This is a genomic window from Streptomyces sp. T028, from assembly GCF_048159505.1.
GTDB lineage: Bacteria > Actinomycetota > Actinomycetes > Streptomycetales > Streptomycetaceae > Streptomyces.
On record NZ_JBLRVZ010000031.1, the window covers coordinates 87479 to 108547 of the forward strand.

A 21069-nucleotide genomic window follows, 5' to 3' on the forward strand; every position below is an offset into this window, starting at 1 on the left:
GGGAGGGGGGATCGAGAGCTACTCGGGGGTTTCGTCGAGCGCGTGGCCCACCAGGGCCAGAAGGGTCTCGATCACCGAGATCCGGCGCCGCGCATCCATGATCATGACAGGTATGTGCGCGGGGATCGTGAGCGCCTCCCGCACGTCCGCGGGCTCGAACAGCTCGCTGCCGTCGAAGTGGTTGACCGCGACGACGTACGGCAGCCCGCAGCTCTCGAAGTAGTCCAGCGCGGGGAAGGAGTCCTTCAGGCGGCGGGTGTCGGCGAGGACGACCGCGCCGATCGCGCCGCGCACCAGGTCGTCCCACATGAACCAGAACCGCTGCTGGCCCGGCGTGCCGAACAGGTAGAGCACCAGGTCGTCGTCGAGCGTGATGCGGCCGTAGTCCATGGCCACCGTGGTGGTGGTCTTCTCGGGCGTGCCGGAGAGGTCGTCGGTCTCCGCGCCCGCCTCGGTCATCAGCGCCTCCGTCTGGAGGGGCTCGATCTCCGAGACGGTGCCGACGAGGGTGGTCTTGCCGACGCCGAAGCCGCCCGCCACCACTATCTTCGTGGCTATGGGGGCTCGGGTGCGGTCCGTCTGCCAGGGCCGCAGGGGCTCGTCGGGCTCGACGAGAGCGGTGGCCGGCCTGGCGGCCGGGGTGACCGGGGCGGCCGGGGCGGCCGGGGCGACGCCAAAGGAGGAGGCGGCGTCAGAGACGACGGAGTCCACTCAGCACCCTTTCCAGCAGAGCGCGGTCGGGACGGCCCGTACCGTGGGCGGTACCGGTGCCGTACACACGGATCTTTCCCTGGTCCGCGAGGTCGCTGAGCAGCACGCGGACCACGCCGAGCGGCATCTTCAGCAGCGCGGCGATCTCGGCCACCGTGCGCATACGGCGGCACAGTTCGACGATGGCCCTAAGCTCCGGCATGACCGTGGCCTTCAGTGAACTGTTCGTCAGTTCCTTGCGCTCCTCGGGGGCTTCGAGGGCAGCCACGAACGTCTCCACGAGGAGGACGTGACCGAAGCGGGTACGGCCGCCGGTGAGCGAGTAGGGCCGGACGCGGGCGGGCTTGCGGTCGCCGCCGCGAACGGGGAGCTGCTTCTTGGGCTGCTGCGGCTGCGGCTGCTCCGTCTGGCGCGGGTCGTTGGTCATCGGGTGCTCCCCGCCGACTCCGACTCCTCCAGCGATTTTCGTAGCTCGCTGCGGAGTTCGGGGGTCAGGACGTGTCCGGCGCGGCCCACGAAGAGGGCCATGTGGTAGGCCACCACGCTCATGTCGCAGTCGGCGGAGCCGTGGACTCCGAGCAGGGAGCCGTCGCTGATCGACATCACGAAGAGGCTGCCCTCCTCCATGGCGATCATGGTGTGCTTCACCCCGCCGAAGTTGATGAGCCTGGCGGCGCCGATGGTGAGGCTGCCGATGCCGGAGACGATGGTGGCGAGGTCCGCGGAGGAGCCGCGGGGGCCGGTGGGTTTGCCGCTGCGGGACTGGCGCGCCTCGCTGTTCCGGCCCGGGTCCGAGGAGAGCAGGAGCAGGCCGTCGGAGGAGACGACCGCGACGGACCGGATGCCGGGGACCTCCTCCACCAGGTTGGTCAACAGCCAGTGCAGGTTACGAGCTTCACTGCTCAGTCCGAAGGTACTGGGCGCGGTCAACTGCTTGCCTCCTCGACTGTGCCCCCCGTGTCTTCTTCGGCGTGTGCGTGTGCTTCTTGAGGTGACGTGGGTGCCGGAACCTTGTTCTGGCCCGTCTTCTCCGCGATCTCCGCCTCCACCTCGCGGTATCCGGCCTCCGCCCCCCGGCGGAAGCCGCCCAGACGGCGGCGGAGGGCCTCCGCGTCGACCGAACTCGTCAGCCGGCGCGGGGCCTGGGTGGGAACAGTGATCTTCGGGGTGCGCTTGGGCAGGCCCTTGTCGGTGACGGGCTCCTCGTCGGCGACGAGTGCCTCCGGCGCGTCCGGGACCCGGCTGTGCTCCGTACGGGTCTCGTCGGCGCCGTCCCGCTCGCCGTCCGCTTCCCCGCGCGGGTGCGGCAGCAGGAGCTCCATGGTGGTCTCGGCGGGGAGCTCGGGGGCGGGGCTCTCCGAGCCGGAGACCGGGCTCTCCGAAGCGGGGGCGGGGCTCTCCGAAGCCGGAGGCTCTACGACCGGGGCGGTCGGGGTCTCGACGACCGGGGCCGGGTCGTCAGCCTCAGCCGCCGGGGTCTCCCGGGGAGGCTCCTGCGGGGAGTCCTGCGCCGCGCGCAGTGCCTTCTCCGCCAGGGCGACCAGCGGGTCGTCCGTGGGCGTGGGCTTGGTGCGGCCGGGGAGGACGTTGGAGTTGACCTCGGCGTCGGCGCCCGGCAGGGAGAAGGCGTGGCCGGTGGCGGAGGCGGGGGTGACGGAGGGGACCGCGGCGGCCGGGGCGGCGGCCAGCAGTGCCGTCGGCAGGACGGCGACGGCGGCGGTCCCGCCCTGCTTCTGCTCGCGCAGCTGCACCCGCACCCCGTGCCGGTGGGCGAGCCGGGCCACGACGTACAGACCGAGGCCGAGACCGTCCTCGCCCTCCTGGTCGTACGGGGTCTCCGGGTCGAAGTCGGTGAGCCGGGAGTTGAGGCGGACGAGCCGCTCCGCGTCGAGGCCGATGCCCTCGTCCTGGACGGAGAGCATGACCTCGCCGTTCTCCAGGAGCCAGCCGGAGATCTCCACGGGGAGGTCCGGCGGGGAGAACGAGGTGGCGTTCTCCATGAGTTCGGCGAGCAGGTGGCTCAGGTCGTCGGCGGCGAAGCCGGCCACGTGCGCGTGCGGCGGCAGGGAGGCGATGCGGACCCGCTCGTAGCGCTCGATCTCGCTGACCGCCGCCCGTACGACGTCCACCAGCGGGATCGGGCCCGCGTGCTGCTGGACGTGCTCGGTGCCGGCGAGGACGAGGAGGTTCTCGCTGTGGCGGCGCATGACGGTGGCGAAGTGGTCGAGCTTGAAGAGGGTCGACAGCCGGTCGGGGTCCTGCTCGCGCTCCTCCAGGCTCTCGATGACGGCGAGCTGCCGCTCGACGAGCCCGAGGGTGCGCAGTGCGAGGTTGACGAAGGTGCCGCCGATCGCGCCGCGCAGCCGCTCCATCTGGGCGGCGGAGTCGGCGAGTTCGGCGCGCAGCTCCTCGCGGGCGTCGGCCATCGTCTGCCGCTGCCCGACGAGGTGCTTGCGGTCGGACTCCAGGGTGGTGACGCGCTCGTGGAGGGCGACGGCGTGCTCGTGCAGGGCGTTGACGGAGCGGACGACCTGGGCGAACTCGTCGTTGCGGCCGGTGAAGCGGACCGGTTCCTCCGCGCCCGGGTTCTCGGCCTCGGCAAGCCGGGCCGAGCCGCGTCGCAGCACCGACAGCGGGAACGTGAGGCTGCGGGCCATGCCGGTGCTGACGACGACCGCCAGCAGCATCAGCGCGCCGATCAGGGCGACGCGGATCTCCAGCGCGGTGACGTCCTCGTCCCGGAGCTGGGCGAGGTCCTTGGTGCGGTGGTCGTAGAACGAGGACTCGACGCCGCGCATCAGCTCGACGCGGGCGGTGAGCGCGGCGTCCAGCTTCCTGGTGCTGGTGCCGAGCTCGTCGTCGCTCAGGACGGGCTGGTCGGTGAGGCCGGTGAGGTACTTCTCCGCGGTGTCGACGTCGCCGCCGGTGACGTTGGAGTCGAAGGAGTCCACGGTGTCCCGCGGAGCGCCCTCGCGGAAGTCGGCGAGGGCCGCGTCGGAACGCACCCGGGCCTGCTGGGCCGCGGCGGTGAGCGCGTCGCGCACCTTGGTGTCGGCCTCCGAGGTGGTCTTCTCGGTGGTCGTCAGACCGGTGGCGGGGTCGTAGACGGACCGGGAGGTCCTCGGCACGTTCAGCGCGGCGAGCAGCAGCCCGCGGGCCGCCGACGCCTGCTGTACGGCGGTGTCGAGTTCGGCGAGGGCGTAGGCTCCGGAGCCCGCGCGGGGCGGCATGTCCTCGGCGAGCCGGTCGGCGAGGCCGTGCAGCGCGGTGATGACGGCGGAGTAGGCCTCGTGCGCCTCCAGGGGCGTGTCGTCGCCGGTGAGCGCCGACTCGCGCACGGACGCGAGGGTGCCGAGGGCGGCGCGCAGCGAGGCGGACAGCTCCGTCGCCTCCAGCTCGCGCGCCTGCCGGTCCACCCGGGCGCTGCTGTCGCCGGACGGCGCCTGCGACTTGGGGCGGCCGGCCGCGATGTAAACGGTGACCTCGTCGCGCTCGTCCGCGACGGACCGGGCGAGGCCCAGCGCGTCCTGGGTCTGCTCGGCGAGGGTGACCAGGTCCTGGGAGTCCTTCAACTGCCCGGAGGCGGTGAGGACTGCGGGGGCGCCGGCTCCGGCGATCGCGGCGGCCACCACGGCCACGGCGACGATCAGCCGGTTGCGTACGTGGGTGGACCGGCCCTTGCCGACAGGGGCGCGCTCCGCGCCCCCCTCGGAGGCCGTCTGCCTGCCTGTGCGCCGAGGCCGCGTCTTCTGCACCGGTGCTCGCATTCCTGACTCGTGTACCCATGGGCCGGATATGACGCCCCGTCAACTGGTGCGTACGCCCGGTTCGGTCCCCGACCCTCCCAGTGCCGGTGGGCAGGGACCGCGCATCGCCTGCCCCGCCACCCGAAGGAGTGAACATCGGAGGGGAGTTGGCGGGCAAGTTCCTCTGGCGTGTGCAGCGCCCTTGCGCGGCAGGCCGGTTGGACGTGGGCGGCGGGCTTTGACAAGATTCGCCACCATCGCTTCCCCGACCCCTGCATTACCTCCCAAAACAGGCGTCTGACCTGCGGGCCTACGCCCGTTCGACGAGCGATGCAAGCCTTTCGCGGAGGCTGTGAAGGGGTCGTGCAGACTGGCCGAATGCGTACGGAACTTGTGTCGCGGCCCGGCGATCCGGCCCGTCCCAACGAGGACTTCGCGAGCGTCGGCGTTCCCGCCTGCGGGCAGGGTGGTTCGGTCGTCGTGCTCGACGGGGTGACTCCGCCGTCGGGCGGTGGGGGTTGTCTGCATTCGGTCCCCTGGTTCACGGCACGGCTGGGCGGGGCCCTGATCGAACTGACCGTTTCGGTACCGGATGTTCCGCTGGTCGAGGCCCTTTCTCTCGCCGTTGCGCGTACCGCCACGGCCCACGCCGAAACCTGTGACCTTTCTCACCCGCGCACTCCGCAGGCGACGGTGGCCGTGGCGCGCTGGTCGGCGGAGGCGGTGGAGTACCTGGTCCTGTCCGACGCGGTGCTGCTGCTCGCCTCGCCGGACGGCGCGGTGACCCCTGTCCTCGACGACCGGCTCGCCCGGCTGCCGCGCGAGCTGCTCCGGAGCGCGGCATACGTCGACGGCTCGCTACGCAACCAGGAGGGCGGCTTCTTCACGGCCGCCGCGGATCCCGCGGTGGCCGCGCGGGCGGTGACAGGACGCGTGCCACGCGCCGAGGTCGGCGCCTTGGCCGCGCTCACGGACGGGGCGGCGCGCTGGACGGAGACCTTCCACCAGGGCGACTGGACAGACCTCTTCACCCTGATCCGCACACGGGGACTCACCACGCTGGTGGAGCACGTCCGGCAACTGGAGCAAGCGGACAACGCGACCGACGGGGACGTCCCAGGCCGGGTGTTCCTGGGGAACGCAAAGACACACGACGACGCGACGGCGGTGTATGTGGAGCTGTAGGGGCGGGGGCCGGGGCCGGGGCCAGGGAGCAGCGGCCCCGGGGCGCAGTGGCCCGGGTGCCCGGGGCCGGAGGCCGCGACCGGGGCCGGGGGCCGGGGGCCGGGCGCCGGAGGCCCGAGGCCCAGGGAGCAGCGGCCCAGGGAGCAGCGGCCCCGGGCGCAGTGGCCCGGGTGCCCGGGGCCGGAGGCCGGAGGCCGGGCGCCGGAGGCCCAGGGAGCAGCTGGCCCGGGGCGCACTGGCCCGGGTGCCGGAGGCCGGAGGCCGGGGGCCCGAGGCCGGGGGCCCGAGGCCGGGGGCCCGAGGCCGGGGGCCCGAGGCCGGGGGCCGGAGGCCGGGGGCCCGAGGCCGGGGGCCCGAGGCCGGAGGCCGGGGGCCCGAGGCCCAGGGAGCAGCGGCCCCGGGCGCAGTGGCCCGGGTGCCGAGGGCCAATGGCCCGGGCTGGAGGTCCGGGGGCGGCACCGGGGACTGGGAGACCGGGGCCGGTGCCGCAGGCCCGGATGCTGCCGACGAATCCGGCCGACAGCCGACAAGTGGTGATCGAGTCTCAGCGACACGCCGTGTACGCGGCGTGTCGCAGAGACTGAGCGCACACACCTGGCTCTCGCCACACGAGAATTCGCCAACGGCATCCAGGGGCCGGGGGCCGGGGGGCTGGGGGGCTGGGGTCCGGCCCCCCGGAGGCCCAAGCCGGGTGGCTGGGGCCGGGCCGGAGCCCGGGACCGGGAGGCCGGGGGCTACTTCTCCATGCCCCGGTTCAGCTGGTGCAGCAGCCGGGCCAGTTCCTCGACCTCACGCCGGTCCCAGTCGGAGAAGTGGGTGACGTACCGCTCGCGGCGGGCCTCGCGGACCCGGCCGACGCGGCGGCGGCCCTCCTCGGTGAGGTCGACGAGCCAGGCGCGGCCGTCGGCCGGGTCGGGCTCGCGGGCGATCAGGCCGAGCTGCTCCAGGGCGCGCAGCTGACGGGACATGGTGGCCTTGCCGACGCCGATGTAGGCGGCCAGCTCGGTGGCTCGCTGGCGGCCGCACTCCTCCAGCCGCACGAGGAGGCCGTACGCGGCGGACTCCAGGTCCGGATGGACCTCACGGGCCATCTCTCCCTGGTTGGCGCGGGCGCGCCGGAACAGCACCGTGAGCTCGCGCTCCAGGGAGAGGAACTCCCGGTCGCCCTGCTCCACCCCGCGCGGCGACGCCTCGCCGTTCGCTTCCTCGTGCACGTCAGCACACTCCCGTTTCCGCCGTGCCCGCCCTGGCCGCGGCTCCTCAAGTATTTCGCAGGTCGGGACCGGCGGCGGTCCCCAGGGGCGGGCGGGCGGGGCCCGGGCCTCTCTCACGAAGAGCCCGGGCCCCGCCCTCATCGGGCCCCCGCGGGGGGAGCCCGACGATGGGCACCGTCGTCACGCCGCGGCCGGAACCTTCGGCGACGCGCCGTTCACGGCGGGCGCGAGCGCCAGTTCCAGGACCTGGCGGACGTCCGTGACGGCGTGGACGTCGAGCTTGTCCAGCACCTCCGCAGGGACGTCGTCCAGGTCGGGTTCGTTCCGCTTGGGGATGACGACGGTCGTCACTCCCGCGCGGTGGGCGGCGAGCAGCTTCTGCTTGACGCCGCCGATCGGCAGCACCCGGCCGGTCAGCGAGACCTCGCCGGTCATCGCCACGTCCGTACGGACCAGTCGGCCCGACAGCAGGGAGGCGAGGGCCGTCGTCATGGTGACGCCGGCGCTCGGGCCGTCCTTGGGGACCGCGCCCGCCGGGAAGTGGATGTGCACGCCCCGGTCCTTCAGATCGCCGACGGGCAGCTCCAGCTCCGCGCCGTGCGAGCGGAGGAAGGACAGGGCGATCTGCGCGCTCTCCTTCATCACGTCGCCGAGCTGGCCGGTCAGGGTCAGCCCCGCCGCACCGGTCTCCGGGTCGGCCAGGGACGCCTCGACGTAGAGCACGTCCCCGCCCGCGCCGGTGACGGCGAGGCCGGTGGCGACACCGGGGACGGCCGTACGGCGCTCGGCCGGGTCCTGGGCGGACTCGGGCACGTGGTGCGGCCGGCCGATCAGGGCGCGCAGGTCCGCGTCGGTGACGGTGAACGGCAGCTCCCGCTCGCCCAGTTCGTGCTGGGCGGCGACCTTGCGCAGCAGCCTGGCGATGGACCGCTCCAGGGTGCGTACGCCCGCCTCGCGCGTGTACTCGCCGGCGAGCTTGCGCAGCGCGCTCTCGTCGAGGACGACCTCGTCCTTGTTCAGTCCCGCCCGCTCCAGCTGGCGCGGGAGCAGGTGGTCGCGGGCGATGACGACCTTCTCGTCCTCGGTGTAGCCGTCGAGGCGGACCAGCTCCATACGGTCGAGCAGTGCCTCCGGGATGGCCTCCAGGACGTTGGCGGTGGCGAGGAAGACGACATCGGACAGGTCCAGCTCGACCTCCAGGTAGTGGTCCCGGAAGGTGTGGTTCTGCGCCGGGTCCAGGACCTCCAGCAGAGCCGCCGCCGGGTCGCCCCGGAAGTCGGAGCCCACCTTGTCGATCTCGTCGAGCAGCACCACCGGGTTCATCGACCCGGCCTCCTTGATCGCCCGCACGATCCGGCCGGGCAGCGCGCCGACGTACGTACGGCGGTGGCCGCGGATCTCGGCCTCGTCGCGCACACCGCCGAGGGCGACGCGGACGAACTTGCGGCCCATGGCGTGGGCGACGGACTCGCCCAAACTGGTCTTGCCGACACCAGGAGGACCGACCAGGGCGAGCACGGCACCACCGCGCCGCCCCCCGACCACACCCAGTCCACGCTCGCTGCGCCGCTTCCGCACGGCCAGGTACTCGGTGATCCGCTCCTTCACGTCCTCCAGACCGGAGTGCTCGGCGTCGAGAACGGCCTTCGCGCCCAGGATGTCGTACTCGTCCTCCGTCCGTTCGTTCCACGGCAGTTCGAGGACGGTGTCCAGCCAGGTCCGGATCCACGACCCTTCGGGCGACTGGTCGCTGGACCGCTCCAGCTTGTCGACCTCCTTGAGGGCGGCCTCGCGGACCTTCTCGGGCAGGTCGGCGGCTTCGACCCGGGCCCGGTAGTCGTCCGACTCCTCGCCGTCCTTGGCGGCGTCGCCGCTGAGTTCGCGCAGCTCCTTGCGGACGGCTTCGAGCTGGCGGCGCAGCAGGAACTCGCGCTGCTGCTTGTCGACGCCCTCCTGGACGTCCTTGGCGATGGTCTCGGCGACGTCCTGCTCGGCGAGATGGTCGCGCAGCTGCTGGGTGGCGAGTTTCAGCCGGGCCACCGGGTCGGCGGTCTCCAGGAGCTCCACCTTCTGTTCGGTGGTCAGGAACGGCGAGTAGCCGGAGTTGTCGGCGAGCGCGGAGACGTCGTCGATGGCCTGGACGCGGTCGACGACCTGCCAGGCGCCGCGCTTGCGCAGCCAGGCGGTGGCGAGCGCCTTGTACTCCTTGACCAGGTCGGCGACTTGACCGGGCAGCGGCTCGGGCACGCTCTGGTCGACACGAAGGCCCTCGACCCACAGGGCCGCGCCGGGCCCGGTCGTACCGGCGCCGATCTTCACGCGGCCGCGGCCGCGGATCAGCGCGCCCGGGTCGCCGTCGGCCAGCCGGCCGACCTGTTCGACGGTGCCGAGCACACCCGTGCTCGCGTACGTCCCGTCGATGCGTGGCACCAGCAGCACGCGCGGTTTTCCGCCCTCGGAACGGGCGGCGGCCTGGGCGGCCTCCACCGCGGCGCGTACGTCGGTGTCATTGAGGTCCAGCGGAACCACCATGCCGGGGAGCACGACCTCGTCATCGAGAGGCAGTACGGGCAGGGTGAGCGATGCGGACGTCGAAGCCATGATCTCCCCTTCGGCAGTCAAGTTGAGCTATGCCGACTCAATGCACAGGCCCCCACGAATGTTCCCCAAGCCCCACCACGTTCGCTGTCGGCGATCAGACGAGGTGGACCGGGGGGCCGTGACTACCGTCGGCAGGTATGGACCGTTGGGTGCAGGCCTGGGTGGACGGATGGGTGGTCTCCCGCGGGGCCGCGCCACCGGTGACCGAGCCGTGGGGCTGGACGATCGACGTGGGGTCGGGCCCGCACCACGTGACCCGGCATGTCCTCCGCGCGACGAACGACGCCGTCGAGGAGGCGACCGTGCGGGAGGTGGCCGTGACCGGGGCGGGCGTGTGGCTGAAGGTGTTCGCCGACCCGGCGGTCGTCGGCGGCTGGCTCGGCACGGAGTGGTGGATCGACCCCGAACCCGGCTGCCTGACGACCAGCCCGCTGACCGGCGACGCGCCCGGGCCCGGGGCCGGGCCCGTCCCCGTCGGACATCGGCAGCGCACCTGGTCGGCCGGTGGCGTGACCCGCACGATGATCGTCGCGCCGGACGGTTCCCTGGCCGCGCGCGGCCAGATCGCCCCGACGGGCGACACGGCGGTCGTCGACCTGATCGAAACAGCCCCCGCCCACCGCCGCCGCGGTTTCGGCACCCTCGTCCTGCACACTCTTCACCACGCGGCCCACGCCCAGGGCGCCCACACCGCGGTCGCAAGACTCCGCACAGCCGCACAGCCGCACAGCCGCACAGCCGCACAGCCGCGGGCAGTCGTGCCTCCCCCAGTGCCTTAAAGGCCTGGGAGGTGCCCCCAGGCGGCACGGGTGGGCGCGGCGGCACGCCGCGAGCGCCGGGCCGCGCACCCCACCCCCGGCCCAGCGTGCCCACGGCCACCCCGCAACGCCGTCGGCCACACCCCCGTACCCGCGCACAGGAGCGGACACCGGAAGCGAGTCCGACACCCCAGGGCGCGCGGGGGCGCGCCCAGCGACGGCGCACGACCGGCCATGCCTCCCCGCTCCCGCCTTCCCTCACCCCGCCCGCCCACTTCCGGCATTCACCCCGAAGCCACCCCACCCGGCGACCACAATGCGCGTATGACCGATGACTGGAAGCGACGACTCGACGCGCTGCACGCCGAGCTCGTGCGCCGCGACGACCCCGTCGCCTGGGTGATGGAGGCAGACGCCGTGGAGGCCTCCCGGCGCTATCCGCACATCGCGCTGCGCGGGCCCGTCTTCGGTGTCGCCGTCCGGGACCCCGCCTGCGCCGGACCGCGCTGGCGGCTGCTGAAGCCGGTGGTGGACGGCATGCCCCAGCAGGCCCGGGACGGGCTGAACTCGCACCTGTGGTTCACGGCCAAGGACGGCACCGACGACCCCGCCGTCCGGCGCGCGCTGCTCGCGGCCGTCGCGGTGCTGGAGCGGGACCCGGCCGACGAGGTGGAGGCACTGGGCGTGCGCTACCGCGTCGTACGCGGGGACGAGTTCGCGCGGACCGGCGACGACGGCCTGGAGCCGCCACGGCCCACCGACCCCGAACCCGTGTCCCCGTCCTGGGAGGAGCGGGCCGGAGTCCCGTCCCCCGACGTGGGCTTCGCTCTGGACCCCGGCCGGGACGAGGGGCCGATGGCGGGCGCCCTGCGGCTGGGCCTGCGCGACTTCGTGTACTCGGGCGCCCGCTTCCCCGAGGACGTGCTCGCGGACTCCGCGCGGGCGGCCGGCACGCACCCGGACGTGGTGCGGCTGCCCGTCGGGTTCGCGGTGGCCGAGCGCGACGCCACCGGCTGGACCCCCTGCGGCTCCCTGCACCCGACCCCGCACGACGCCCGCCGCGCGCTCTATGACGGCATGTCCCGGGTCTGGGCGATGCTGTACCGCTTCGACGACCGGAGGAAGGCCCGTTACGCCCGCGCCGCCGAGGCGTTCCGGGCGGCGGGACGGGCCGACGAGGCGAGCGTGGACGACCGGGTGTTCCGGGTCTGCCGTGTCGAGCGGATGGTCCGGATGGGTCCGGACGGTCCGGAGCCGCCCCGCCCGTCGGACGTCGACGAGTACGGCCCCATGAAGATCCATCCGACCCTGCGGGAGGACGGCACCGTCCGCTACGACGACTGAACGGTCCTAGTCCGCTACGACGACTCAACGGTCCTCACGAGGCCTCCGCCGCCCCGACCGCCATACCTTCGCAAGCGCTCCGTCGTATCCCCGCAACAGAACTCACAGGCAACTCACGCACACTGCAAGGCGATTCACAGTGAGCAAGCCGCCCGAAACACGGGCACAACGGGGCCAGGGGGACACGCACATGAACGACACACCCGACACGAGCCGCAAGCGCCGACCGAGCCGCCGCGCACTCGTCGCCGGAGCGACCGCGCTCGCCGCGGGAGCGGTCACCACCACACTGGCCGTCCGCGCGAGCCGTACCGCCGACGGCGGACAGACCCCGGCCGCGGCCACCCCCGCCCCGGCGGCACACCGGACCGTGAGCGCCCCCTCCCTCACGCCGACGCCCACATCCACACCCAGCCCGCGCCTGCGTTCCGACCACCGCCCGAACATCCTCTTCGTCCTCACCGACGACCAGCCGAAGGACACCGACTGGGCGCTGCGGCAGACGATCGACTGGCTCGGCCGCGACGGCGTCACCTTCGAGCGCGCGCACGCCAACACCCCGCTGTGCGCGCCGTCCAGGGCGTCCATCATGTCCGGCCGGTACGCCCACCACCACGGCGTCCTCGACACCCGCCACCCCTACCACCTGGACCAGCACACCACCGTCCAGCGCCAGTTGCACGAGGCCGGCTACCGCACCGGCCTGTTCGGCAAGTACCTCAACTTCTGGCACCCCGCCGACAACCCGCCCCACTTCGACGAGTGGCTCCTACAGGAACCGGTCGCCTACACCAACGGCCACTACAACGACGGCGGCACCGTCCGGACCATCCCCGGCTACAACACCACCGTCATCAAGGACCGCGCCCTCGCCTTCATCGAGAGATCCCGCACGGACAACCGCCCCTGGTTCGCGTACGTCGCCACGCGCGCGGCGCACGAGGCGAACATCCCGGACGGGAAGTACGCCCACACGCGCGTGCCCTCCTGGAAGGGCCGCCCGTCGGTGTTCGAGACGGGGAAGACGGACAAGCCGCCGTTCCTGTGGACCGCGAACCACTCCTTCGCCGAGGGCAGGGCCCTGCGCTCCCGCCAGCTGCGCACCCTGCTCTCCGTGGACGACGCGATGCGCGACTTCCACGACAAGCTGCGCGAGCTGGGCCAGCTGGAGAACACCCTGGTGCTGTTCACGAGCGATCACGGCCTGGCCTGGGGCGACCACGGCTGGCTGCGCAAGTCGGTGCCGTACCGGCCGAGCCTGGAGGTGCCGTTCCTGATGTCATGGCCGGCCGGCGACCTCGCCAAGGGCGGCAGGGACGACCGCCTCACCTGCCACGTCGACATCGCGCCCACGTTCCTGGCCGCGGCCGGCATCACCCCCGACACCCCGCACGACGGCCACTCCCTCCTCGACCCCCGCAACGACCGCCACCACGTCCTCGCCGAGTGGTGGTGGAACCGCCAGGACAAGGTCCCGATCCACACCTGGGCCTCGTACGTGGGCAAGAACGACCAGTACACCGAGTACTACCGCGGCCGCCTGGACCGCGACGGCCGCCCCCAGGGCTCCGGCGAGGTCCTCTTCCGCGAGTACTACGACCTGCGCACCGACCCCTACCAACTCACCAACCTGCTCCACGGGGCGAGCGAGGAGGACGAGCAGAGACTGGGCATCCCCACCCTGGCCCGCGGCCTCGCGACGGCGAGAGCCGCCTAGGAAGCGCCTTCGGTCCGCTCCCGGCTCCACCGCCGCACCCAGGGCCAGGTCCCGACCCCGATCGACAGCGCGATCAGATGCCCCCAGTTGGTGAGGGGGTCGGTGAAGGCGATCAGGTCCTGGAGCAGCATGCCGCCGAACGCGGTGAGCAGGGGCCATCGCAGCCAGGGGCGGAGCAGACCCGCGAGGGCGCCCACGCTCGCGGCGACGCCGAAGCTGATGCCGTAGTCGAGGCGGTGCAGGGAACTGTCGGGCAGATGGCCGACCAGGACGGCGAGGCCGACCGGGACCTCGGTGGCGAGGGTGGCGAGGACGTGTCCGAGCAGGAAGACGACCGCCGTCCGGGCGCCGCCGAGGCGCCGCTCCAGCGCGGTGAGGACGACCAGGAAGCCGAGCGTGAAGGGGGAGACGAGACCGCCGGCCACCCACAGCGCGCTGGCGATCAGTACCTGCGCCGGGGCGATCAGCAGATGGGCCACGTCGGTGCTGGAGCCCTGGTGGAGGGCGTGCAGGAGGGCCGGGTCGGCGTACGCGGCGACGTAGGAGGTGACGGCGAGGACCACGGCGTAGGACAGCGTGAAGGGGACCGGGATCCGGGGCAGACTCCGGCGCCGGACGCGCGGGCTCGCCTCGACGGGCGCCCCGGTCGACACCTCGACGGGCCGTGTGACCTGGTGCGACACGCGCTGGCCGGGGATGCCGTCCAGCAGTCCGCAGACATCGGGAAGGGGCGGGCTCGTACGGGCCACCGTGGGTTCGACTGCGGGCTCCACCGCGGGTTCCACTGTGAGGCGCTCCTTCCGTTTCACCCCACCCTTCGTGGCCGCCCTGTGCCGTGTCTGTGACCGGCGCCACCCGGAGGCCGATTCACAGGAAGCTCTGAGATTCCCAGGGGCTTCACGACATCCAGCGCACAGCGGCGCGTCAACGTCACACCCGTCAACGTCACACCCGCCCCTCACCCCGTCCGACCGGCCGTCTCCGGAACTCGGCAACAGACCGTCAGGGAAGTGCCAGGATGGGCTGATGCCCAGTTCGTACGACATCCCCGACGCATCCGACACACCCGAGGTGCTCGACCGTCGCGAGGGGCCTCATGGCGAGGTCGTGCTGCGCCGGCACGGCGAGCTCCTCCAGATCATCGCCAACGGCTGCTTCCTGATGGACACCTCCGACGGCCGCTCGGAGCGGCTCCTCGTCGACGCCGCGCTCGCCGCGCTGGACGGCCGTCCCGCACCGAAACTGCTGATCGGCGGCCTGGGCGTGGGGTTCTCGCTCGCACACGCCGCCGCCGACCCGCGCTGGGGCGCGATCACGGTCGTGGAGCGGGAACGGGCCGTCGTCGACTGGCATCTCCACGGGCCGCTCGGCGAACTCTCCGCGCCGGCCCTCGCCGATCCGCGCACGACGATCGTGGAAACCGACCTGTTGGACCACCTCCGTGAGACGTGCGACACGTTCGACGCGATGTGCCTGGACATCGACAACGGGCCCGACTGGACCGTCACCGAGGGCAACGACGGCCTGTACTCGCCGGCCGGACTCACGGACTGCACAAGGGTGTTGACACCCGGTGGCGTCCTGGCCGTCTGGTCCGCCCAGCCCTCTCCGGAATTCGAGGGAACCTTGCGGAATGCCGGGTTCCGGCAGGTGCGTACCGAAGAGATCCCGGTTGCCCGAGGCGTGCCGGACGTCGTGCACCTCGCCGTCCGCCCCGCCGTCGGGCCTGGATAGCAATGCGTCGGTGACTCCGGGTACGTTGCATCCCTGACGCCGATCATTTACGCGTCAACCGCAGTCATGCGCAGACAAGGGATCACCCCACTGATTCCGGAAAGCACACTCAGGGGCGGGCGATGGAGACGACACACACCTCGCACAACGGTACGACGACGGCGACCCCGGGCGCGCAGCGGCGCGTTCTGGTGGTCGAGGACGATCCGACGATCGTCGACGCCATCGCGGTCCGCCTGCGCGCCGAGGGATTCCTCGTGCAAACCGCGGGTGACGGTCCGGCTGCCGTCGACACCGCCGAGGCCTGGCAGCCCGATCTGCTGATCCTCGACATCATGCTGCCCGGCTTCGACGGTCTGGAGGTCTGCCGACGGGTGCAGGCCGCCCGTCCGGTGCCGGTGCTCATGCTCACCGCGCGCGACGACGAGACCGACATGCTGGTCGGGCTCGGCGTGGGCGCCGACGACTACATGACCAAGCCGTTCTCGATGCGGGAGCTGGCCGCACGCGTGCATGTGCTGCTGCGCCGGGTGGAGCGGGCCGCGATCGCGGCGACCACGCCCCGTAGCGGCATCCTGCGCCTCGGGGAGCTGGAGATCGACCACGCGCAGCGCCGGGTGCGGGTGCGCTCGGAGGACGTGCACCTCACGCCCACCGAGTTCGACCTGCTGGTGTGCCTGGCGAACACCCCGCGCGCGGTGCTCTCCCGGGAGCAGCTCCTCGCCGAGGTCTGGGACTGGGCGGACGCCTCCGGCACCCGCACGGTCGACAGCCACATCAAGGCGCTGCGCCGGAAGATCGGCGCCGAGCGGATCCGCACGGTGCACGGCGTGGGCTACGCGCTGGAGACCCCGACGCCATGAGCGGTGCGGACGGACCGAGAGGCCCCGGCTCGGCACCCGGCGAGCCCTGGGGCGGCGTACGCCCGTTCTCGATCAAGACCAAGCTGGGCGCGCTGGTCGTCATCTCGGTGCTGATCACCACGGGTCTGTCGATGATCGCGGTGCACACCAAGACGGAGCTGCGCTTCATCACGGTCTTCTCGATGATCGCCACACTGCTGATCACGCAGTTCGTGGCGCATTCGCTCACCTCGCCGCTGGACGAGATGAACGCGGTCGCGCGCTCCATCTCGCACGGTGACTACACCCGCCGGGTCCGCGAGAACCGGCGGGACGAGCTGGGCGACCTGGCCCAGACGATCAACGTGATGGCCGACGAGCTGGAGGCGCAGGACGCCCAGCGCAAGGAGCTGGTCGCCAACGTCTCGCACGAGCTGCGCACCCCGATCGCGGGCCTGCGCGCCGTCCTGGAGAACGTGGTCGACGGCATCGCCGAGGCCGACCCCGAGACGATGCGTACGGCGCTGAAGCAGACGGAGCGGCTCGGGCGGCTGGTGGAGACGCTGCTCGACCTGTCCCGCCTCGACAACGGCGTCGTACCGCTGCGCAAGCGCCGTTTCGAGGTGTGGCCGTATCTGTCGGGCGTGCTGAAGGAGGCCAACATGGTCTCCTCGGCGCGCGCGACCATGGGCTCGGGCGGCAGCCACACACGCACGGACGTCCATCTGCATCTGGACGTCACCCCGCCGGAGCTGACCGTGCACGCGGACCCGGAGCGCATCCACCAGGTCGTGGCGAACCTGATCGACAACGCGGTCAAGCACAGCCCGCCGCACGGCCGCGTGACGGTGAAGGCGCGGCGCGGGACGCAGCCGGACTCACTGGAGCTGGAGGTCCTGGACGAGGGTCCGGGCATACCGCGCTCGGAATGGCACCGGGTCTTCGAGCGGTTCAACCGGGGATCCGTCCGCCGGCCGCACGGTCCGGGCAGCGACGGCGGTACGGGGCTGGGGCTGGCGATCGCCCGATGGGCGGTCGATCTGCACGGCGGACGGATCGGAGTGGCCGAATCCGAGCGGGGTTGCCGGATTCTTATCACTCTTCCGGGAGAGCCTTCTCTTCCAAGTTGACGTAAAGTGCGCACCGGAGCCACAAGATCCACCGGCTGTCCGCGCTGCCGGACACGTGTGATCAGGCAGTGCACCGGCGCAGGTCGGCCCGGTGCGCGCGGGTCCGCACACTCGGCGTGCGCGACCTGCGTCAACACACCCTTTTCATACCGCAACCACGCTTGTTTCCCGCCATTTCCACCCCCGAAACACGCTTTCCGATGTGACTTACGCGACGATGGACCGGCTCGACCTGACCTTCGCGCTCTTGGAGGCGTAGCCTTTATTTCCGCTGTCCATCACCTTGTGAAGCGGAAGAGGGCGGTTGCCGCCGTGTCGCCACAGTCCCCCAGTAACGCATCGAGCATCTCGACCGACGCACACCAAGCGGGCAAGAACCCCGCTGCCGCGTTCGGCCCGAACGAGTGGCTCGTCGACGAGATCTATCAGCAGTACCTCCAGGACCCGAATTCGGTAGACCGTGCCTGGTGGGACTTCTTCGCCGACTACAAGCCGGGCGCGGCCTCCGCCCCGGCTCCGGCGGGTACCGCGGCCGCGGGGGCCGCGAGGACTACCACGCCACCGGCGCCCGCCGCCCCGGCCGCTCCGGCTCCCGTGCCGGCCCCGGCCGCCGCCCCGAAGCCCGCGGCCGCAGCGCCCGCTCCGGCTCCGGCTCCCGCTCCGGTGAAGGCCGCACCGGCCGCCGCCGCTCCCAAGGCCGCCGCCGAGGCGCCCGGGGGCCCCGAGCTGATCACGCTGCGCGGCCCGGCCGCCGCGGTCGCGAAGAACATGAACGCCTCGCTGGAGCTGCCGACGGCCACCTCGGTCCGCGCGGTCCCGGTGAAGCTGCTGTTCGACAACCGCATCGTCATCAACAACCATCTCAAGCGCGCCCGGGGCGGGAAGATCTCCTTCACGCACCTGATCGGCTTCGCGATGGTGCAGGCCATCAAGGCCATGCCGTCGATGAACTGGCACTACGCGGAGAAGGACGGGAAGCCCACCCTCGTCAAGCCGCCGCACGTCAACTTCGGTCTGGCCATCGACCTGGTGAAGCCCAACGGCGACCGCCAGCTCGTCGTCGCCGGCATCAAGAAGGCCGAGACGCTGAACTTCTTCGAGTTCTGGCAGGCCTACGAGGACATCGTCCGCCGCGCCCGCGACGGCAAGCTGACCATGGACGACTTCACCGGTGTCACGGTCTCCCTGACCAACCCCGGCGGCCTCGGCACCGTCCACTCCGTGCCGCGCCTGATGCCCGGCCAGTCGGTCATCATGGGCGTCGGCTCCATGGACTACCCGGCGGAGTTCCAGGGCACCAGCCAGGACACCCTGAACAAGCTCGGCATCTCCAAGGTCATGACGCTCACGTCGACCTACGACCACCGGGTCATCCAGGGCGCCGCCTCCGGCGAGTTCCTGCGGATCGTCGCGAACTTCCTCCTCGGCGAGCAGGGGTTCTACGACGACATCTTCGAGGCGCTGCGCATCCCCTACGAGCCGGTCCGCTGGCTCAAGGACATCGACGCCAGCCACGACGACGACGTCACCAAGGCCGCCCGGGTCTTCGAGCTGATCCACTCCTACCGGGTCCGCGGCCACGTCATGGCCGACACCGACCCGCTGGAGTACCGCCAGCGCAAGCACCCCGACCTGGACATCACCGAGCACGGCCTCACCCTGTGGGACCTGGAGCGCGAGTTCGCCGTCGGCGGCTTCGCCGGCAAGTCCCTGATGAAGCTGCGCGACATCCTCGGCGTGCTGCGCGACTCGTACTGCCGCACCACCGGCATCGAGTTCATGCACATCCAGGACCCGAAGCAGCGCCGGTGGATCCAGGACCGCATCGAGCGCGCGCACACCAAGCCGGAGCGCGAGGAACAGCTGCGCATCCTGCGCCGTCTGAACGCCGCCGAGGCCTTCGAGACCTTCCTGCAGACGAAGTACGTCGGCCAGAAGCGCTTCTCCCTGGAGGGCGGCGAGTCCGTCATCCCGCTGCTCGACGCGGTCATCGACAGCGCTGCGGAGTCCCGCCTGGACGAGGTCGTCATCGGCATGGCCCACCGCGGCCGCCTGAACGTCCTCGCCAACATCGTCGGCAAGTCGTACGCGCAGATCTTCCGCGAGTTCGAGGGCAACCTCGACCCGAAGTCGATGCACGGCTCCGGTGACGTGAAGTACCACCTGGGCGCCGAGGGCACCTTCACCGGCCTGGACGGCGAGCAGATCAAGGTCTCGCTGGCCGCGAACCCGTCCCACCTGGAGACGGTCGACCCGGTCATCGAGGGCATCGCCCGCGCCAAGCAGGACATCATCAACAAGGGCGGCACGGACTTCACCGTCCTGCCGGTGGCGCTGCACGGCGACGCGGCCTTCGCGGGCCAGGGCGTGGTGGCCGAGACCCTGAACATGTCGCAGCTGCGCGGCTACCGCACCGGCGGCACGGTCCACATCGTCATCAACAACCAGGTCGGCTTCACCGCCGCCCCGGAGTCGTCCCGCTCGTCGATGTACGCGACGGACGTGGCGAGGATGATCGAGGCCCCGATCTTCCACGTGAACGGCGACGACCCCGAGGCCGTCGTGCGCGTCGCGCGGCTCGCCTTCGAGTTCCGCCAGGCGTTCAACAAGGACGTGGTGATCGACCTCATCTGCTACCGCCGCCGCGGTCACAACGAGTCGGACAACCCGGCCTTCACCCAGCCGCTGATGTACGACCTGATCGACAAGAAGCGCTCGGTGCGCAAGCTCTACACCGAGTCCCTGATCGGTCGCGGCGACATCACCCTGGAAGAGGCCGAGCAGGCGCTGCAGGACTACCAGGGGCAGCTGGAGAAGGTCTTCACGGAGGTCCGCGAGGCCACCGCGCAGCCCGCCGGCGGCGAGTCCCACGACCCGCAGGACGGCTTCCCGGTCGCGGTCCCGACCGCGATCTCCACGGAGGTCGTGAAGCGGATCGCGGAGTCCCAGGTCAGCATCCCCGACTACTTCCACGTCCACCCGCGTCTGCTGCCGCAGCTGCAGCGCCGGGCGACGATGGTCGAGGACGGCACGATCGACTGGGGCATGGGCGAGACCCTCGCGGTCGGCTCCCTCCTCCTGGAGGGCACCCCGGTCCGTCTGTCCGGCCAGGACTCCCAGCGGGGCACCTTCGGCCAGCGTCACGCGGTCCTCATCGACCGCGAGACGGGCGAGGAGCACACCCCGCTCCAGTACCTCGCCGAGGACCAGGCGCGCTACAACGTCTACAACTCCCTGCTGTCCGAGTACGCGGTCATGGGCTTCGAGTACGGCTACTCGCTGGCCCGCCCCGACGCGCTCGTGATGTGGGAGGCGCAGTTCGGCGACTTCGTCAACGGCGCGCAGACGGTGGTCGACGAGTACATCTCGGCCGCCGAGCAGAAGTGGGGTCAGACGAGCGGTGTCACGCTCCTCCTCCCCCACGGCTACGAGGGCCAGGGCCCGGACCACTCCTCGGCCCGTGTCGAGCGCTTCCTCCAGCTCTGCGCCCAGAACAACATGACGGTCGCGATGCCGACGCTCCCGTCGAACTACTTCCACCTCCTGCGGTGGCAGGTGCACAACCCGCACCACAAGCCGCTGGTCGTCTTCACCCCGAAGTCGATGCTGCGCCTGAAGGCCGCGGCGTCGAAGGCGGAGGAGTTCACGTCGGGCCAGTTCCGCCCGGTCATCGGCGACACCTCGGTCGACCCGAGCGCGGTCAAGAAGGTCGTCTTCTGCGCCGGCAAGGTCTACTACGACCTGGAGGCCGAGCGGCAGAAGCGCGGTGTCACGGACACGGCGATCATCCGGCTCGAGCGTCTGTACCCGCTGCCGGGTGCGGAGGTCCAGGCCGAGGTCAACAAGTACCCGAACGCCGAGAAATACCTCTGGGCCCAGGAGGAGCCGGCCAACCAGGGTGCCTGGCCGTTCATCGCCCTGAACCTGATCGACCACCTGGACCTGGCCGTCGGCGCCGACGTCCCGCACGGCGAGCGCCTGCGCCGCATCTCGCGGCCGCACGGCTCGTCCCCGGCCGTCGGCTCCGCCAAGCGCCACCAGGCGGAGCAGGAGCAGCTGGTGCGCGAGGTGTTCGAGGCGTGAGCCT

At 71.8% G+C, this 21069-nt stretch carries 15 protein-coding genes; 8 read left to right on the plus strand and 7 right to left on the minus strand.

Translation table 11 applies throughout. From position 1 onward, the window contains the following. Positions 1-18 precede the first annotated feature (18 nt). The 4 genes from ACLZN2_RS29180 to ACLZN2_RS29195 are packed head-to-tail and all read right to left on the minus strand — an operon-like array spanning position 19 to position 4466. Positions 19-711 carry a GTP-binding protein gene (locus ACLZN2_RS29180; protein WP_416982265.1) on the minus strand — a complete coding sequence of 231 codons (693 nt, stop codon included), beginning with the start codon at positions 709-711 and terminating at the stop codon, positions 19-21. Beyond that, positions 692-1138 (minus strand): DUF742 domain-containing protein, encoded by a 447-nt coding sequence (locus tag ACLZN2_RS29185; protein ID WP_416982266.1) that lies wholly within the window; start codon positions 1136-1138, stop codon positions 692-694. Before ACLZN2_RS29185 ends, ACLZN2_RS29180 begins: the two co-directional genes overlap by 20 nt. Beyond that, positions 1135-1641 carry a roadblock/LC7 domain-containing protein gene (locus ACLZN2_RS29190; protein WP_416982267.1) on the minus strand — a complete coding sequence of 169 codons (507 nt, stop codon included), beginning with the start codon at positions 1639-1641 and terminating at the stop codon, positions 1135-1137. Before ACLZN2_RS29190 ends, ACLZN2_RS29185 begins: the two co-directional genes overlap by 4 nt. Next, positions 1638-4466: a nitrate- and nitrite sensing domain-containing protein gene (locus ACLZN2_RS29195; RefSeq protein ID WP_416982269.1), complete on the minus strand. Its 2829-nt coding sequence runs from the start codon at positions 4464-4466 to the stop codon at positions 1638-1640. Before ACLZN2_RS29195 ends, ACLZN2_RS29190 begins: the two co-directional genes overlap by 4 nt. Positions 4467-4835: 369 nt before the next feature. On the opposite strand from ACLZN2_RS29195, the gene ACLZN2_RS29200 reads away from it, so the two are divergent. Then, positions 4836-5642: a hypothetical protein gene (locus tag ACLZN2_RS29200; RefSeq protein WP_416982270.1), complete on the plus strand. Its 807-nt coding sequence runs from the start codon at positions 4836-4838 to the stop codon at positions 5640-5642. A 734-nt stretch (positions 5643-6376) separates the two neighbouring features. On the opposite strand, the gene ACLZN2_RS29205 is transcribed toward ACLZN2_RS29200, so the two are convergent. Further along, positions 6377-6856, minus strand: coding sequence for a MarR family winged helix-turn-helix transcriptional regulator (locus ACLZN2_RS29205; RefSeq protein ID WP_416982272.1), 480 nt, complete (start codon positions 6854-6856; stop codon positions 6377-6379). Between the two features lie 180 nt (positions 6857-7036). Next, positions 7037-9457: an endopeptidase La gene (gene lon / locus ACLZN2_RS29210; protein WP_416982273.1), complete on the minus strand. Its 2421-nt coding sequence runs from the start codon at positions 9455-9457 to the stop codon at positions 7037-7039. A gap of 137 nt (positions 9458-9594) precedes the next feature. Here lon and ACLZN2_RS29215 point away from each other — a divergent pair, with 137 nt between their 5' ends. The 3 genes from ACLZN2_RS29215 to ACLZN2_RS29225 all read left to right on the plus strand — a co-directional run bounded on the left by ACLZN2_RS29215 (position 9595) and on the right by ACLZN2_RS29225 (position 13276). Continuing rightward, positions 9595-10236, plus strand: coding sequence for a GNAT family N-acetyltransferase (locus ACLZN2_RS29215; protein WP_416982275.1), 642 nt, complete (start codon positions 9595-9597; stop codon positions 10234-10236). Between the two features lie 303 nt (positions 10237-10539). Beyond that, complete coding sequence (locus tag ACLZN2_RS29220; RefSeq protein WP_416982276.1) at positions 10540-11559, plus strand: DUF5954 family protein; 1020 nt, start codon at positions 10540-10542, stop codon at positions 11557-11559. A gap of 190 nt (positions 11560-11749) precedes the next feature. Then, the gene (locus ACLZN2_RS29225; protein WP_416982278.1) at positions 11750-13276 is read left to right on the plus strand and encodes a sulfatase; all 1527 of its coding nucleotides are present in this window, start codon (positions 11750-11752) and stop codon (positions 13274-13276) included. Here the strand turns inward: ACLZN2_RS29225 and ACLZN2_RS29230 are convergent. Continuing rightward, a complete protein-coding gene (locus ACLZN2_RS29230) occupies positions 13273-14061 on the minus strand; it encodes a rhomboid-like protein (RefSeq protein ID WP_416982279.1) in 789 nt (262 codons plus the stop codon). The genes ACLZN2_RS29225 and ACLZN2_RS29230 overlap by 4 nt on opposite strands. Positions 14062-14302: 241 nt before the next feature. Here ACLZN2_RS29230 and ACLZN2_RS29235 point away from each other — a divergent pair, with 241 nt between their 5' ends. From ACLZN2_RS29235 to ACLZN2_RS29250, 4 genes are all read left to right on the plus strand, one after another. Beyond that, a complete protein-coding gene (locus ACLZN2_RS29235) occupies positions 14303-15010 on the plus strand; it encodes a spermidine synthase (protein WP_416982281.1) in 708 nt (235 codons plus the stop codon). 122 nt (positions 15011-15132) lie between these two features. Continuing rightward, the gene (locus tag ACLZN2_RS29240; RefSeq protein WP_055635373.1) at positions 15133-15873 is read left to right on the plus strand and encodes a response regulator transcription factor; all 741 of its coding nucleotides are present in this window, start codon (positions 15133-15135) and stop codon (positions 15871-15873) included. Then, complete coding sequence (locus tag ACLZN2_RS29245) at positions 15870-16982, plus strand: sensor histidine kinase (RefSeq protein ID WP_416982282.1); 1113 nt, start codon at positions 15870-15872, stop codon at positions 16980-16982. Before ACLZN2_RS29240 ends, ACLZN2_RS29245 begins: the two co-directional genes overlap by 4 nt. Positions 16983-17294: 312 nt before the next feature. Continuing rightward, complete coding sequence (locus ACLZN2_RS29250; RefSeq protein ID WP_416982284.1) at positions 17295-21065, plus strand: multifunctional oxoglutarate decarboxylase/oxoglutarate dehydrogenase thiamine pyrophosphate-binding subunit/dihydrolipoyllysine-residue succinyltransferase subunit; 3771 nt, start codon at positions 17295-17297, stop codon at positions 21063-21065. Positions 21066-21069: the final 4 nt, after the last annotated feature.